This is a genomic window from Marinobacter sp. H13 (genome assembly GCF_059072335.1).
The window spans coordinates 3,811,591-3,827,814 of record NZ_JCACRU010000001.1 but is presented as its reverse complement, the minus strand read 5'-3'; the positions used below and the strand labels follow the sequence as shown (position 1 = coordinate 3,827,814).

Below are 16,224 nucleotides of genomic sequence, written 5' to 3'. Positions count from 1 at the left end.
CTGAACGGGCTTCCTCAATGAGGAAGCCCGTTCTTTTTTGAGGAAGTCATAATATGTTCTGGACATTTGTCGCTACTGTAGTTTGCGGCCTTGGCGCTGCTGGTATTGCACTGGGTATTCGCGCCGCCACTCGAAACAAAGCCCCGAAGTGGATCATCCCCGTTTTTGCCGGCGCGGGCATGCTCGGCTATCTCATTTACATGGAATACACCTGGTTCGACCAGAAAGAAGCACGTCTGCCGGACGAAGCGGTGGTTGTGAGCACCGAATCCGACGGCATCCTGTGGCGCCCATGGACCTTCGTGCTCCCTTACGTCACCGCATTTTCCACGGTCGACACCAAAAGTATCAGCCGTGATACCAGCAGCGAAGACATCGTCCGGTTTACCCTCTATCGCTTCGAGCAGAAGATGACAGACGCGGTTTCTCATCGCGTTCACATCATTAACTGTGCGACCCGGGAACTGGTACCTCTGGGATCTGACGGAAGCCCGCGAGTGGATAACCTTAAACTGCTCGAGCCCGGAGACCCCCTGTATGAAACCGTCTGCGCCGAGTGATAACTCGTTAGCGTGATGCACCAACCTGCTGATACTGTCGGGAACGCGTAACCATGATTAGTGCCTGGCTGCTGGTCCTCATTTCCATCACCTACATCTCGATCCTGTTCGTGATCGCCTGGGCCGGCGACAAACACCCCGGGTTATATCGCAGGCGCCTGGCACGCACGCACATATACGCACTCTCCCTGGCAGCCTACTTCACCTCCTGGACTTTCTACGGCGCCGTTGGACGCGCCACCCAGGAGGGTCTGGGGTTTCTCCCCATCTACCTCGGGCCCTTGCTGGTCTTCGTGTTCGGTGCGCCCTTGCTGCGCCGGATCATCTATATCAGCAAGCGCAATAACAGTACCTCCATTGCCGACTTCATCGCCTCCCGGTATGGCAAATCCCAGCTCCTGGCCGCAATGATTGCAACCTTTGCCCTGATCGGCAGTGTTCCCTACATTGCGTTGCAACTGAAAGCCATTGCAATGGGCTTCAACGTGCTCTCGGCTACCGGAACAGGCTATGAAGAGCTGAGCACGGCGGCCTGGAGTGACTCCGCGTGGTACATCACCCTTGCCCTGGCGGTCTTTACCGTTCTGTTCGGTACCCGACACCTGGAATCCACCGAGCATCATCGGGGCATGATCCAGGCCGTGGCCTTCGAATCACTGATCAAGCTCGTGGCTTTCGTCGCTGTGGGGCTGTTCGTTGGCTACGGGCTCTATGGCGGGTTTGGCGATCTGTTTGAACGGGCTCGGGACGCCGACCTGATCGGCACCCTGACCACCGATGGTATCGAAGCGCCGGCATTCATTACCCAGACACTCATTGCCATGCTCGCGATCATCTGCCTGCCCCGGCAATTTCATGTCATGGTGGTTGAAAATACCGATCATCGGGACTTCGAGATTGCCCGCTGGGCTATGCCGATCTACCTGATCGTAGCCAGCGCCTTTGTGCTTCCTATTGCCGCTGCGGGCCTGCTGTCGCCCGAGGCCTCTGCTGGAAATCCTGACATCCTGATACTGCAGCTGCCGATCATGGCAGGCGAGGAATGGCTGGCCATACTGGCGTTCCTCGGTGGCGGGTCAGCGGCTGCAGCCATGGTAATCGTGTGCTCAGTGGCGATTGCCACCATGGTCAGCAACGAGATCATCATGCCGGCCCTGCTGAAATTTTTCCGACCAGGCATGAACCGGCGCACGGACCTCAGCTACCTGCTCCTGAGTATCCGCCGGGTCGCTATCTTTGTGGTGCTGCTCACCGCCTATGGTTTTTATCGGATGGCCGGCGAAGACTACAGCCTGACGGCCTTCGGCCTGCTGTCATTTGCGGCAGCGGCGCAGTTCGGGCCGGCGCTGGTAGGCGGCATTATCTGGCGCCGGGGCAATTACATGGGCACCGTCTGGGGCCTTGGCCTTGGTTTCCTGATGTGGTGTTACACCCTGCTACTGCCGGCACTGGCCACCACCGGTTGGGTCAACGACACACTGATTGAGCAGGGAATCTGGGGACTGAACTGGACGCGCCCCACTGCCCTGTTCGGGTCCGAGCTGGACCAGACCAGTCACGGCATTATCTGGAGCCTCGGCATCAACACTTTGGTGTACATCGTACTTTCGATGCTGACCCGTCAACGTGTCCGAGAGAAGATCCAGATTGCCTCCTTCTTCCACGATCCGCAGCCCAAAGCGGAGACCGCGCAGCATCAGAGCTGGCAGGGCGAAATACTGACATCCGACCTCCAGGCGCTAACCGACCGGTTCATGGGTGAAGAACGCTCGGAAACCATTTTCCGGAATTACGAACGCCGCAACGCCATCCGTTTGCACCCGCACCGCCCGGCATCGGCGCACCTGATGAAATACATCGAGCGCCAACTGGCCTCGGTGATCGGCGCCTCCACCGCCAGGGTGGTCCTGGAATCGACCCTCACCGGCCGGGACATGCAGATCGAGGATGTGGTCAGCATCGTCGACGAAGCGTCCCAGGCCATGACCTTCAGCCGGGAGTTGCTCCAGTCAGCGATTGAAAATATCAGTCTGGGCGTGTCTGTGGTTAACCACCAGCAGCAACTGGTGGTCTGGAACCACCGATATCTGGAACTGTTCACCTACCCGAAGGGCTTCGTCAGGGTCGGTCGGCCTGTTGAAGATCTGATGCGCTATAACCTTACCAATGCCAATCTATCTGCCCGCCGGATTGATGAGATCGTCGTCGATCGCTGCACGAGCATGCGGGAGGGACGGCCGATGTCCTACGAGCGCCAGAGACCGGATGGTACGGTGTTACGCATCGATGGCAGCCCGATACCTGGTGGTGGCTATGTCACCACGTTCCAGGACATCACGGCCATGCGCAGAACCGAGCAGGCCCTCAAGGAGACCAACATCTACCTCGAGCAGCGGGTCAAGGAGCGCACCCAGGAGCTTCAGGTCATCAATGAGCAGATGCTGAAGGCCAAATCGGTGGCAGAACAGGCGAACCAGAGCAAGACACGCTTCCTAGCCTCTGCCAGCCACGACCTTCTCCAGCCCCTGAACGCAGCCAGACTGTTTACCTCTGCTCTCGCCGGGAAAGCAGATGACGGCGAGATGAAAGATCTCGTGGACCACATCGACAGCTCTCTCGGGGCTGCCGAGGAAATCATCAGCACCCTGCTGGATATTTCAAAGCTGGACGCGGGTGCGTTGGAGCCCGATATCGGGGTCTTCCCCGTGAACGAGATCATGCGCCACCTGGCAACCGACTTTTCAGCAATCGCCAAGGACCAGAACCTGGAGCTGCACGTTGTGCCCAGCACGGCCTGGATCCGATCCGATTCCAAATTGCTGCGTCGTGTGGTCCAGAATTTCCTGTCCAACGCCATACGTTACACGCCGGAAGGCAAGATTCTGCTCGGGTGCCGGCGTCTGAAAGGCTATATTCGTATAGAAGTCTGGGATACCGGTCCCGGTATACCCGAGGACCAGCTGGCACACATTTTCGAGGAATTTCGTCGGTTTCAGCATGGCCGGGATAAAAAGGGCCTGGGGCTCGGTCTCGCCATCGTTGACCGTATCAGCGGCATGCTGAACCACCCGGTCAGCGTCCATTCCGTCCAGGGCCGAGGCAGTGTCTTCGGTATCACCGTGCCAACAGCGGCTCCGGAACAGAACGAGACCACCGCTGCCAAGCCCGCATCGGGCTCACGCAGGGTATCCAACCTCGGAGGCCTGCATTTCCTGTGCATCGATAACGATCCGGCTATCCTGCAGGGCATGGTCGCGTTGCTTGGGAACTGGAAATGTGACGTAACGGCCGCCGAAAGCCTGGAAGACGCCATGGAAAAACTGGAAGGGAATCGGCCTGATATTATACTTGCCGATTATCAGCTAGATGATAACAAGAACGGCCTCGATGCCATGGACAGCATTCGCGGTGCTCTTAATGCCAACATCCCGGGCATACTCATCACCGGTTATATGGCGCCTGAAGTTCGGGAGGATGCCATCAACCGGGGCTACCAGATTCTCTACAAACCGGTGAAACCGGCTGCACTGAGGGCACTGGTTAACAAGCTACTGAAACAGAAGCGCTCATGACCGACACCAAAGCGGACGCCAATCCTTTCGGCAAACTCAACTATCTCGTGATCGATGACTTCGAAAATTTCCGGTTGTCCATTCGCCAGATGTTGCGCAGTTGTGGCGCTGACTCTATCGAGCTGGTCTCCAATGCCAGTCAGGCCATCCAGCACTGTACCTACAATCACGTGGATGTCGTGTTGTGCGACTTCAACCTGGGAGAGGGCAAGAATGGCCAGCATATCCTCGAGGACCTCCGGTATAAAAAATTACTGAAGCGCTCATCCCTGTTCCTCATGGTAACAGCGGAGACTTCCAAGGAAATGGTCATGGGGGCGAGGGAGTACCAGCCCGATGCCTATCTGACCAAGCCCATCAACCGGGCTGTACTCGAGAAACGTCTTAGCGCCCTGATCAGCCAGCGCAACACACTCATGCCCATCAATCGGGAAATCGACCGGGAAAACTACCCGGAAGCCATTTCGCTCTGTCTCCAAATGCTGCCCCGGCAGCCACGTTACAAGACCTGGTTAATGAAAACCCTGGGCGACCTGTATTTCCAGCTCGGGGACCTGGCGCACGCGCTCAAAACCTTCGATGACGTTCTTGCACAACGGGAATTGTCCTGGGCAAGGCTCGGACGCTGCAAAGTCCTGCTCGCCAATCGAAGCTTCGACCAGGCTGTTGAAGGCCTGCGAGAGCTTATTGCAAATCATCCGGACTACATGGAGGCCTATGACCTTCTGGCAGAGGGGTTCGAACGGCAGGGCCGGCCGACACAGGCACAGCAGGTACTGGAGAAAGCCATAGAGCATTCCCCCAATGCCCTACTTCGGCAAAAGCATCTTGCACAGCTGGCCGGCTCCAACCAAGATCTCGAAACATCATCCGAGGCCTGGCAGCGCACAATAGAGCTTGGCACCCACTCGATTCACGACAATTCAGAGCATTACCTCGCCTTGGGCCAGGCACTTTCCGACCTCAGCGAGGGCAATCTTGAAGAAGAAGGCAAAGAAAAAGCCAGGGAAGCACTGACCGTTCTCAAGAAGATGGAAAAACGATTCGAGGCCGAGGAAGGTATCAGTTTGCGGAGCCAGATCGTCCAGTGCCGGGTTTATGCGGGACAGAGTCAGGATAAAGAGGCGACCGAAATCCTCGAGAGGATCAGACCGAAACTCGACAATGCCGCAGCCCTGGATGCCGCAACGGGTCTTGATTACGCCAAGACCCTGTTTCGACTCGGACATGAAAGCGACGCCAAAGCGCTATTACGAGAGATGTCAGAGCGGTTCAGCAACGAGCCTGACATACTTCAGAAGATTGAAAGCCTCCTTGATGAGCCCGTAGGGTTCCGGCAGAAAATCAAAGCCCGAACCCTCAACCGGGATGGCATAAAAGCGTTCGAAGCCGGGAACCTGCAAGAAGCCGTGGAGATCTTTTCAAAGGCTCTGGAAATCGTCCCGGACCACGCTGCCCTGAACCTTAACCTGGTTCAGGTGCTGATGAAGGAGAATGACAACAGTCCCGGTAACGCTGAGCTCCTCAAACGCTGCCAGACTTGCCTGGATCGCCTTGCAGGACTGCCGGAGCAACACCGCCAACATCGGCGCTATATCGCCTTACAACGAAAACTGAAGGGGCTGATGGTATGAAAGACCAGAATATCGATTTTTCCATGGTGCTTGCCTCAGCCGTTCACGATATGAAGAACTCGCTTGGCATGCTCCTTAATTCCCTCGACGAGCTTCGCAGCGAGCACGAGGAAAGCCTCGGGGAATCTTCCCGCTTCAATACCTTGCAGTACGAAGCCGAACGGATGCACAACGATCTGGTGCAACTCCTTGGTATATACCGGCTTGGCGAGAACAACCTCTCGGCACACATTGAGGAGCACTTTGTGCCGGATTTCCTCTCGGAACACCTGGCCAGACACAACCCTCTTCTGCAAGGGCTCGGCATTGATGTTTCCGTGGACGCTGAGGACATAAACGGCTTTTTCGACGAGGATCTGTTGACCGGTGTACTCAATAACACCATCAACAATGCCATCCGCTATACCCGCAGCAGAATCCGGCTTACCGCTGGTGAGAGAGACGGTTATCTGGTGATCGGTGTTGAAGACGATGGCAAGGGCTATCCTGACAGCATGCAGCACACGGGAACACTCAACTTCAAATCCCTTGATTTCAAGAGTGGCAGTACCAGCCTCGGGCTGTTCTTCGCCTCATCCGTTGCCAGACTGCACAGTGAGGGAAAGCGAAGTGGGTCGATAAAACTCCACAACGGTGGAAGCCTCGGTGGTGGTGTGTTTGAGATCTGGCTGCCCTGATCCAGGTCTTTTCTGAAGGCAATAAAAAACCCCAGCATCGAGGATGCTGGGGTTTTTGGTATTAGGAGCCTGACGATGACCTACTCTCACATGGGCAACGCCACACTACCATCGGCGCTGGTCTGTTTCACTTCTGAGTTCGGGATGGGATCAGGTGGTTCCAGACCGCTATGGTCGTCAGGCAAAACGGTTGATCACTGGGGGACGAGAAGGAACTGAGTGATGTTGATTTCGTTTGAGCGGTTAGGCTCTGCGTTATCCGCAATTGTCTTGGGTGTTATATAGTCAAGCCGCACGAGCAATTAGTATCGGTTAGCTCAACGCCTCGCAGCGCTTACACACCCGACCTATCAACGTCCTGGTCTTGAACGGCTCTTCAGGGACCTCGAGGGTCCAGGGAGATCTCATCTTGGAAGGGGCTTCCCGCTTAGATGCTTTCAGCGGTTATCCTGTCCGAACATAGCTACCGGGCAATGCGACTGGCGTCACAACCCGAACACCAGAGGTTCGTCCACTCCGGTCCTCTCGTACTAGGAGCAGCTTTCCTCAAATCTCCAACGTCCACGGCAGATAGGGACCGAACTGTCTCACGACGTTCTAAACCCAGCTCGCGTACCACTTTAAATGGCGAACAGCCATACCCTTGGGACCGGCTTCAGCCCCAGGATGTGATGAGCCGACATCGAGGTGCCAAACACCGCCGTCGATGTGAACTCTTGGGCGGTATCAGCCTGTTATCCCCGGAGTACCTTTTATCCGTTGAGCGATGGCCCTTCCATACAGAACCACCGGATCACTATGACCTACTTTCGTACCTGCTCGACGTGTCTGTCTCGCAGTTAAGCGGGCTTGTGCCATTACACTAACCGCATGATGTCCGACCATGCTTAGCCCACCTTTGTGCTCCTCCGTTACGCTTTGGGAGGAGACCGCCCCAGTCAAACTACCCACCACACAGTGTCCTCATCCCCGATAAGGGGACCAAGTTAGAACCTCAAACATGTCAGGCTGGTATTTCAAGGTTGGCTCCATGAGAACTGGCGTTCCCACTTCAAAGCCTCCCAGCTATCCTACACAAACATGCTCAAAGTTCACTGTGAAGCTATAGTAAAGGTTCACGGGGTCTTTCCGTCTAGCCGCGGATACACCGCATCTTCACGGCGATTTCAATTTCACTGAGTCTCGGGTAGAGACAGCGCCCCCATCGTTACGCCATTCGTGCAGGTCGGAACTTACCCGACAAGGAATTTCGCTACCTTAGGACCGTTATAGTTACGGCCGCCGTTTACCGGGGCTTCGATCAAGAGCTTCGCGCAAGCGCTAACCCCATCAATTAACCTTCCGGCACCGGGCAGGCGTCACACCGTATACGTCCACTTTCGTGTTTGCACAGTGCTGTGTTTTTAATAAACAGTCGCAGGGGCCTGGTATCTTCGACTGGCTTCAGCTCCACCCGCAGGGATTTCACTTACCACCAGCGTGCCTTCTCCCGAAGTTACGGCACCATTTTGCCTAGTTCCTTTACCCGAGTTCTCTCAAGCGCCTTGGTATTCTCTACCTGACCACCTGTGTCGGTTTGGGGTACGGTCTCGAATAGCCTGAAGCTTAGAAGATTTTCCTGGAAGCAGGGCATCAATGACTTCCCGCTCTAAGAGCAGTCGTCGTCGCGTCTCGAGATTGTGGACCCGGATTTGCCTAAGTCCACTCCCTACTCGCTTAAACCGGGACAACCGTCGCCCGGCTCACCTAGCCTTCTCCGTCTCTCCATCGCAGCTATCCAAGGTACGGGAATATTAACCCGTTTCCCATCGACTACACCTTTCGGTCTCGCCTTAGGGGCCGACTCACCCTGCGCCGATTAGCGTTGCGCAGGAACCCTTGGTCTTCCGGCGTGCGGGTTTTTCACCCGCATTGTCGTTACTCATGTCAGCATTCGCACTTCTGATACCTCCAGCATGCTTCTCAACACACCTTCGCAGGCTTACAGAACGCTCCCCTACCCCGCATACAAAGTATGCAGCCGCAGCTTCGGTGACCAGTTTGAGCCCCGTTACATCTTCCGCGCAGGCCGACTCGACTAGTGAGCTATTACGCTTTCTTTAAAGGATGGCTGCTTCTAAGCCAACCTCCTAGCTGTCTGAGCCTTCCCACATCGTTTCCCACTTAACTGGTACTTGGGGACCTTAGCTGGCGGTCTGGGTTGTTTCCCTCTTCACGACGGACGTTAGCACCCGCCGTGTGTCTCCCGGATAGTACTCACAGGTATTCGGAGTTTGCATCGGGTTGGTAAGTCGGGATGACCCCCTAGCCGAAACAGTGCTCTACCCCCTGTGGTATTCGTCCGAGGCGCTACCTAAATAGCTTTCGGGGAGAACCAGCTATCTCCGGGCTTGATTAGCCTTTCACTCCGATCCACAAGTCATCCCCTGGCTTTTCAACGACAGTGGGTTCGGTCCTCCAGTGCCTGTTACGGCACCTTCAACCTGCTCATGGATAGATCGCCCGGTTTCGGGTCTATGCCCAGCGACTAAATCGCCCTATTCAGACTCGGTTTCCCTACGGCTCCCCTAAACGGTTAACCTCGCCACTGAACATAAGTCGCTGACCCATTATACAAAAGGTACGCCGTCACGGAACAAGTCCGCTCCGACTGCTTGTACGCATACGGTTTCAGGATCTATTTCACTCCCCTCACAGGGGTTCTTTTCGCCTTTCCCTCACGGTACTGGTTCACTATCGGTCAGTCAGGAGTATTTAGCCTTGGAGGATGGTCCCCCCATGTTCAGACAGGATATCACGTGTCCCGTCCTACTCGATTTCACCAGACTCAGGTTTCGGATACGGGGCTATCACCCACTATGGCGGCACTTTCCAGAGCCTTCTCCTACCAGTTGTCTAGCTTAAGGGCTAATCCCCGTTCGCTCGCCGCTACTTAGGGAATCTCGGTTGATTTCTTTTCCTCGGGGTACTTAGATGTTTCAGTTCCCCCGGTTCGCCTCTTACACCTATGTATTCAGTGCAAGATACCGACCCGAAAGTCGGTGGGTTTCCCCATTCAGAAATGCCCGGATCACAGCTTGTTTGCCAGCTCCCCGAACCTTATCGCAGGCTTCCACGTCTTTCATCGCCTCTGACTGCCAAGGCATCCACCGTATGCGCTTAGTTGCTTGACTATATAACCCCAAGACAACTGTGTTCCATTCATCGATAACCTGGTAAACCAGGGCATCAATAAGTGGAGACAGTTCCTTGAAGCGATATAACAACCACTTCAACGACAACACCGGATAACGCTTGAAATCGTTATCACTCTGATCAATGAATTCCGGAGATAATGGAATCCATCAATCGTGTTCTATCTCGTCCAATTTGTTAAAGAGCAAATCTGACCCAGTGATCAGAAAGAAGGGCTTCGAACTTTTTCATCAAGTTGAAACACTTGTTTCTGCACACTGCTAACCGGAGTTAGTCAGTTATGTAAGCATCGATCGTTCAGGCTTTTGGTGGAGCCAGGCGGGATCGAACCGCCGACCTCCTGCGTGCAAGGCAGGCGCTCTCCCAGCTGAGCTATGGCCCCTCGATCTTCCACACAAGCCAGGTCGTTTAACCTTAGCTATAGAATTGTGTGGATCTAGGCGCTTGCAAGCGTAGCGTGCGAGTCGCACGTGAGCTTGGAAGCAACGACGAGCCACGCAATTCTGGTGGGTCTGGGTGGACTTGAACCACCGACCTCACCCTTATCAGGGGTGCGCTCTAACCACCTGAGCTACAGACCCAAAAACACGGGCCTGCAACGACCCATCTGCTCTCTTTATTCAGCTAACCAAGTAATTCGTGTGGACTCTGACCGAAGCGTTCGGCTTCGTTTAAGGAGGTGATCCAGCCGCAGGTTCCCCTACGGCTACCTTGTTACGACTTCACCCCAGTCATGAACCACACCGTGGTGATCGTCCTCCCGAAGGTTAGACTAACCACTTCTGGTGCAATCCACTCCCATGGTGTGACGGGCGGTGTGTACAAGGCCCGGGAACGTATTCACCGTGACATTCTGATTCACGATTACTAGCGATTCCGACTTCACGCAGTCGAGTTGCAGACTGCGATCCGGACTACGATGCGTTTTGTGAGATTGGCTCCCCCTCGCGGGTTTGCAGCCCTCTGTGCGCACCATTGTAGCACGTGTGTAGCCCTGGCCGTAAGGGCCATGATGACCTGACGTCATCCCCACCTTCCTCCGGTTTGTCACCGGCAGTCTCCCTAGAGTTCTCAGCCGAACTGCTAGCAACTAGGGATAGGGGTTGCGCTCGTTACGGGACTTAACCCAACATCTCACGACACGAGCTGACGACGGCCATGCAGCACCTGTGTCAGAGTTCCCGAAGGCACCAATCCATCTCTGGAAAGTTCTCTGCATGTCAAGGCCAGGTAAGGTTCTTCGCGTTGCGTCGAATTAAACCACATGCTCCACCGCTTGTGCGGGCCCCCGTCAATTCATTTGAGTTTTAACCTTGCGGCCGTACTCCCCAGGCGGTCTACTTAGTGCGTTAGCTGCGCCACTAAGACTTCAAGAGTCCCAACGGCTAGTAGACATCGTTTACGGCGTGGACTACCAGGGTATCTAATCCTGTTTGCTCCCCACGCTTTCGCACCTCAGTGTCAGTATTGGTCCAGGTAGCCGCCTTCGCCACTGGTGTTCCTTCCTATATCTACGCATTTCACCGCTACACAGGAAATTCCACTACCCTCTACCATACTCTAGCCTGACAGTTCGAAATGCCGTTCCCAGGTTAAGCCCGGGGCTTTCACATCTCGCTTATCAAACCACCTACGCGCGCTTTACGCCCAGTAATTCCGATTAACGCTTGCACCCTCCGTATTACCGCGGCTGCTGGCACGGAGTTAGCCGGTGCTTCTTCTGTGAGTAACGTCAAGCCCTACGAGTATTAGTCGCAGAGTTTTCCTCCTCACTGAAAGTGCTTTACAACCCGAAAGCCTTCTTCACACACGCGGCATGGCTGGATCAGGGTTGCCCCCATTGTCCAATATTCCCCACTGCTGCCTCCCGTAGGAGTTCGGGCCGTGTCTCAGTCCCGATGTGGCTGATCATCCTCTCAGACCAGCTACGGATCGTCGCCTTGGTAGGCCTTTACCCCACCAACTAGCTAATCCGACATAGGCACATCCAATAGCGCAAGGTCCGAAGATCCCCTGCTTTCCCCCGAAGGGCGTACGCGGTATTAATCCGGGTTTCCCCGGGCTATCCCCCACTACTGGGCAGTTTCCTATGCATTACTCACCCGTCCGCCGCTCGTCAGCGGGGTGCAAGCACCCCCTGTTACCGCTCGACTTGCATGTGTTAAGCCTGCCGCCAGCGTTCAATCTGAGCCATGATCAAACTCTTCAGTTTAAATCATACAAGAATCCGAAGATTCTCTATTCTTGCTCAAGACAAAACTCAATTTCGACGAGTCACTGTCCTGATATTTCATATCCGAAATACCTCGGCCAGCGCCCACACGAATTACTTGGTCAACTTTTTAAAGAGCGTTTGAGCTGTTGCTCAATCAAGGCCGCGTATTCTACATCGTAGCGCCGCCTTGTCAACCGTTTATTTTTCGATGTTTTCCGTCTCCGGAAAGCGCCGAAAAATGACCCGGCTTACTGCTTGTTTCGAGGCGCGCATTCTACAGTGAATCGCTTGCCTGTCAACTGCTTTCTGAAGAATTTTGAAACTCATTTTCTTCAGCGCTTTCAAACAGTTATCTTTCGATTCCTCAGCCGCCTCAGCGGTGCTCCCCTCGAAAGAGATGCGCATTCTACAGACCTGCCTGAAGGTGTCAACGGTTCGTTCCGAATTTTTTCGGAAATCGTCATCGAACCTTCATAAGCCTGGCTGATCAGAGCCAGGCCTGGGTGAACCTCACAGTTCAACGGTAATCGAATTTGCCGAGTCGCGAGCTTTCTTGCGCGCTTCATCCACCGTTGCGCCCTTCGCCAGGGCAACGCCCATTCGACGGCGCCCCTTCAACTCGGGCTTGCCGAACAAACGCAATTGAGTATCCGGCTCGGAAAGCGCTGTCTCAAGACCGGAATACGATACGGACGCCGAATCGCCCTCAGGAAGAATCACGGCTGATGCCGAGGGACCAGTCTGCCGTATCGCGGGAATGGGCAAACCCAGAATGGCTCGGGCATGCAGAGCAAATTCGGACAGGTCCTGTGAGACCAACGTAACCAGGCCAGTATCGTGCGGACGCGGCGAAACCTCGGAGAACCAGACATTGTCTTCCTTAACAAACAGCTCCACACCGTAGATGCCATAGCCACCGAGGTTTTCGACCACAGCGCGGGCAACTTCGGCCGAACGCTCGTAGGCCAGCGGGGCCATTGGCTGTGGTTGCCAGGATTCCCGATAGTCTCCATCTTCCTGCCTGTGCCCGATGGGCTCACAAAAAGATACGCCATCACGGTGCTTGACGGTGAGCAGGGTAATCTCATAGTCAAAGTCCACAAAGCCTTCGACAATCACCCTTCCCTTACCGGCACGCCCGCCAGACTGGGCATATTCCCAGGCCGCTTCAATATCATCCTCGGTCTTGACGGTACTCTGCCCCTTGCCCGACGAGCTCATGACCGGCTTTACCACAAGTGGCAGGCCTATTTCGTTCACGGCGGCAAGGTATTCTTCCCGGGTACCCGCAAAGCGGTAGGGTGAGGTAGGCAGCCCGAGCTCTTCAGCCGCGAGCCTCCGGATTCCTTCACGGTTCATGGTGAGGTTCACCGCTCTGGCGGTGGGGATGACGCGATAGCCTTCCTCTTCGAGCTTTACCAACTCCGGCGTGGCAATCGCTTCAATCTCCGGAACAATCAGATCCGGCTTTTCCTGTTCGATAACACTGCGCAGGCTGGCGCCGTCCAGCATGTCGATGACATGGCTCCGATGCGCCACCTGCATGGCAGGCGCATCCGCATATCTGTCGACAGCGATCACTTCGACGCCATAGCGCTGAAGTTCAATGACAACTTCCTTGCCAAGCTCACCGGATCCACAAAACAAAACCCTGAAGGCATTACCTTTAAGGGGAGTACCAATTCGAACTGAGTCAGTCATGATTTACCAACACCTATGTTAGCCGTGAATCAGGGAACCTTTTTCGCGCTCCGCCACTTTCCGGAGCACCTCGCGCCGTTCGTCGTCATCCATCCTGGTCCAGAGGGTGATCTCATCCCCACTTCGATGGCAGCCCACACAGATGTCATTTTCATCAAGCGCGCAGATGCTTACGCAGGGCGATCGAACCTTGTCAGCAACACTCATTTTTTCGGCTCGCAGGGCTTGAGCTCATCGGCGTAGCGGGCAGCATTCTGAACATAGTGCTGCGCACTCATTTCCAGCATCTTCTTCTGGCTATCGTTGAGCTCCCGCTTGATCTTGCCCGGCGAACCGACAACCATGGAGCCGTCAGGCACCTCCATTCCTTCGGGAATGAGAGCATTGGCGCCAATCAGGCAGTGCTTGCCAATCTTTGCTCCGTTCAGAACCACAGCATTTATGCCAATTAAAGAGTAATCACCAATCTCGCACCCATGGAGCATTACCTTGTGACCAACCGTTACACCCTTACCCAGAGTAAGAGGCATACCCGGGTCTGTATGCAGTACCGAACCGTCCTGAACATTTGTTTCAGGCCCAATGGTGATCCACTCGTTGTCACCACGTAGAACGGCATTGAACCAGACGCTGGCCTTATCCATCAGCCGGACACGGCCTATCACCGACGCGTTCTCGGCCACAAAGTGACCCTCACCTTCCAGTTCCGGCGTTCGGTCATTCAACTGGTAAAACATTCTCAGCCTCCTTCAGGCGGTTCAAGCAGATCGATTCCGGCATCGTACACAGCGTTCAGGAAGTCAACCAGAACCACTGCCGACAGGCCCCAGATCTCGTAGCGTTCCCAACGGTAGCAGGGTACGTAAAACGTATGGTTCAGGAAATCCAGAGCATCTGTGCGCTCCCGCCTGTCTTCCAGAAAAAACGATAGAGGCACGCGGAATACACTTTCGATTTCATGGGGGTTTGGCTCCAAAGGATGATCTCCGGGAATCACACCAACGTAAGGTGTAACTAGAATTCCGTAGCGGGACATCACCTGACTGAGCGGCGCAATTAGTTGTACTTGATCCGGCGGCAATCCGATCTCTTCATGGGTTTCACGTAACGCCGTTGCTGCCAGAGACGGATCTTCCGAATCCCTTTTGCCGCCGGGATAGGCGACCTGCCCGCGATGGGTGCTCAGATTCTCGGACCTGAGCGTAAAGATCATCTCCGGGTTTTTCAGATCGTCGGTTACCGGAACCAGTATGCCTGCCTCAGGATAATCCAGGGCCAACTGGCGCGGTGCATAGCCGGCCAGGCGCTCGGCAAGTAAATCACGCAATGTTCATCTCCACGGTACATCCGGAGGTTGGATGAGACAGAGGCAGCCGGGATCGTTAAACTGACTACCAAACCAATTTAAGTATACGGGGAAAATCATGAAGTACTGCAGCACATGCGGCCATCCGGTTGAACAACGCATCCCCGAAGGCGATAACCGTCACCGCTATGTCTGTGTCAGCTGCGATACCATACATTACCAGAACCCACGCATTGTCGCCGGCACGGTGCCCGTGTGGGAGGGCCAGATACTGCTGTGTCGCCGCGCTATCGAACCTCGCTATGGTTACTGGACGCTGCCTGCGGGTTTCATGGAGAACGCCGAAACCACCATCGAGGCCGCGGAGCGGGAAACGATGGAAGAGGCGCTTGCAGAGGTTAACATTGAAGGCCTCTATTCCATCATCGACGTCCCGCACATCAATCAGGTTCACATGTTCTACCGGGCCACACTGAAAGACGGTCAGTTTGGTGCAGGTGAGGAGTCCCTCGAATCCAGACTGTTCGGCCTGGACGAGATTCCCTGGGAAGAAATCTCGTTCCCGACCGTCAAGCGAACCCTGGAACTTTTCCTGTCTGACTACAGCCGCGAATCCTTCGGGGTTCACGTGAGTGATATCCGCCACCCCATGGCGAAAGACCGCAAGTAGCGCGGGCGACTACAATTCCTCCATTCGATAGATTTCGTAAGCGGGCTCCTCGTATGGGTGGGCCTGCTTGAGTGCCGCGAGAGCATCCTTTATCAGCTCGTCGGCGCAAACCAGCTCAACCTTGTATTCATCCACCGCTTCAATCTCCCCGGCATGACCGAGAAACGGATCGCTTCCTTCAAGCGGACGAAACTGCCCTCTTCCAAGACATTGCCAGGCACAGGAATCGTAATCACCGATTCGACCGGCGCCGGCATCGAACAATGCCTGTTTGGTTTTTTCGACGTGAGTCTCCGGAACGAAATAACACATCTTGTACATCGAAAAACCTCCTTCAGGTCGGATATTTTTTGTACAGATTAATAGCTTAGATACTTACCCACAGAATCTGTGGATAACTCTGGGGAAAGTTTTTGGGAACACGCCCTCAAACCCCGTAATCACTGCACTTCCGTTAAATTGGCGACAAAATCACCTGATTCATTTATTCTATATTTTTCAATTGGTTATGACTTTTGAGCAAAAGTTGAACCAAATTCCCGCTCTTTGTGCACAGAACAAACAGGGAGGCACCAGCAATGTGCATAAAAATACTGAGTCAAGGGGATTTTTGCCATTTTTGCCGATTTTTTCCCTTGAAAAACGCCCAAAAAAAGGGCGCAAAACAAAAAAGCCGGCTTTGGAATAAACACTC

The 16,224-nt window shown here is 54.7% G+C and carries 12 protein-coding genes, 2 tRNA genes and 3 rRNA genes; 6 read left to right on the top strand and 11 right to left on the bottom strand.

What is annotated here, in order from left to right:
• Positions 1-53 precede the first annotated feature (53 nt).
• Genes AC5JQH_RS17810 through AC5JQH_RS17795 form a run of 4 tightly spaced genes read left to right on the top strand, consistent with a single transcriptional unit; the run spans position 54 to position 6,443 of the window.
• Positions 54-560 (top strand): hypothetical protein, encoded by a 507-nt coding sequence (locus tag AC5JQH_RS17810; protein WP_014576695.1) that lies wholly within the window; start codon positions 54-56, stop codon positions 558-560.
• Between the two features lie 53 nt (positions 561-613).
• Positions 614-4,132, top strand: coding sequence for a hybrid sensor histidine kinase/response regulator (locus AC5JQH_RS17805; RefSeq protein ID WP_493805800.1), 3,519 nt, complete (start codon positions 614-616; stop codon positions 4,130-4,132).
• On the top strand, positions 4,129-5,766 hold the full coding sequence (locus AC5JQH_RS17800; RefSeq protein ID WP_053114897.1) for a tetratricopeptide repeat-containing response regulator: 1,638 nt from the start codon (positions 4,129-4,131) through the stop codon (positions 5,764-5,766). Before AC5JQH_RS17805 ends, AC5JQH_RS17800 begins: the two co-directional genes overlap by 4 nt.
• Positions 5,763-6,443 (top strand): sensor histidine kinase, encoded by a 681-nt coding sequence (locus tag AC5JQH_RS17795; RefSeq protein WP_008172928.1) that lies wholly within the window; start codon positions 5,763-5,765, stop codon positions 6,441-6,443. The genes AC5JQH_RS17800 and AC5JQH_RS17795 overlap by 4 nt, the downstream gene beginning before the upstream one ends.
• 67 nt (positions 6,444-6,510) lie before the next feature.
• On the opposite strand, the gene rrf is transcribed toward AC5JQH_RS17795, so the two are convergent.
• The 10 genes from rrf to AC5JQH_RS17745 form a co-directional block, all read right to left on the bottom strand.
• Positions 6,511-6,625, bottom strand: a 5S ribosomal RNA gene (gene rrf, locus AC5JQH_RS17790).
• A gap of 99 nt (positions 6,626-6,724) precedes the next feature.
• Positions 6,725-9,616, bottom strand: a 23S ribosomal RNA gene (locus tag AC5JQH_RS17785).
• Between the two features lie 328 nt (positions 9,617-9,944).
• Positions 9,945-10,020, bottom strand: a tRNA-Ala gene (locus AC5JQH_RS17780).
• 122 nt (positions 10,021-10,142) lie between these two features.
• Positions 10,143-10,219 (bottom strand) — tRNA-Ile (locus AC5JQH_RS17775).
• A gap of 91 nt (positions 10,220-10,310) precedes the next feature.
• Positions 10,311-11,850, bottom strand: a 16S ribosomal RNA gene (locus AC5JQH_RS17770).
• The 16S, 23S and 5S rRNA genes sit together here with 2 tRNA genes alongside, the layout of an rRNA operon.
• Before the next feature lie 201 nt (positions 11,851-12,051).
• A complete protein-coding gene (locus AC5JQH_RS17765; protein ID WP_273070307.1) occupies positions 12,052-12,258 on the bottom strand; it encodes a hypothetical protein in 207 nt (68 codons plus the stop codon).
• Between the two features lie 105 nt (positions 12,259-12,363).
• Positions 12,364-13,554, bottom strand: coding sequence for a formate-dependent phosphoribosylglycinamide formyltransferase (gene purT, locus AC5JQH_RS17760; RefSeq protein ID WP_008171482.1), 1,191 nt, complete (start codon positions 13,552-13,554; stop codon positions 12,364-12,366).
• Positions 13,555-13,572: 18 nt separating this feature from the next.
• Entirely contained in the window at positions 13,573-13,761 is a 189-nt protein-coding gene (locus AC5JQH_RS17755; protein ID WP_008171481.1) for a DUF1289 domain-containing protein, read from the bottom strand.
• A complete protein-coding gene (locus AC5JQH_RS17750) occupies positions 13,758-14,291 on the bottom strand; it encodes a gamma carbonic anhydrase family protein (protein ID WP_008171478.1) in 534 nt (177 codons plus the stop codon). Before AC5JQH_RS17750 ends, AC5JQH_RS17755 begins: the two co-directional genes overlap by 4 nt.
• Before the next feature lie 2 nt (positions 14,292-14,293).
• Positions 14,294-14,881 (bottom strand): NUDIX hydrolase, encoded by a 588-nt coding sequence (locus AC5JQH_RS17745; protein WP_008171474.1) that lies wholly within the window; start codon positions 14,879-14,881, stop codon positions 14,294-14,296.
• 97 nt (positions 14,882-14,978) lie between these two features.
• Between AC5JQH_RS17745 and AC5JQH_RS17740 the strand changes: the two genes are divergently transcribed.
• Positions 14,979-15,530 carry an NUDIX hydrolase gene (locus AC5JQH_RS17740; protein ID WP_008171471.1) on the top strand — a complete coding sequence of 184 codons (552 nt, stop codon included), beginning with the start codon at positions 14,979-14,981 and terminating at the stop codon, positions 15,528-15,530.
• A 9-nt stretch (positions 15,531-15,539) separates the two neighbouring features.
• Here the strand turns inward: AC5JQH_RS17740 and AC5JQH_RS17735 are convergent, their stop codons facing one another.
• Positions 15,540-15,851: a YqfO family protein gene (locus AC5JQH_RS17735; protein ID WP_053114894.1), complete on the bottom strand. Its 312-nt coding sequence runs from the start codon at positions 15,849-15,851 to the stop codon at positions 15,540-15,542.
• On the opposite strand from AC5JQH_RS17735, the gene AC5JQH_RS17730 reads away from it, so the two are divergent.
• Positions 15,844-16,218, top strand: coding sequence for a hypothetical protein (locus AC5JQH_RS17730; protein WP_141201893.1), 375 nt, complete (start codon positions 15,844-15,846; stop codon positions 16,216-16,218). The genes AC5JQH_RS17735 and AC5JQH_RS17730 overlap by 8 nt on opposite strands.
• Positions 16,219-16,224 lie beyond the last annotated feature (6 nt).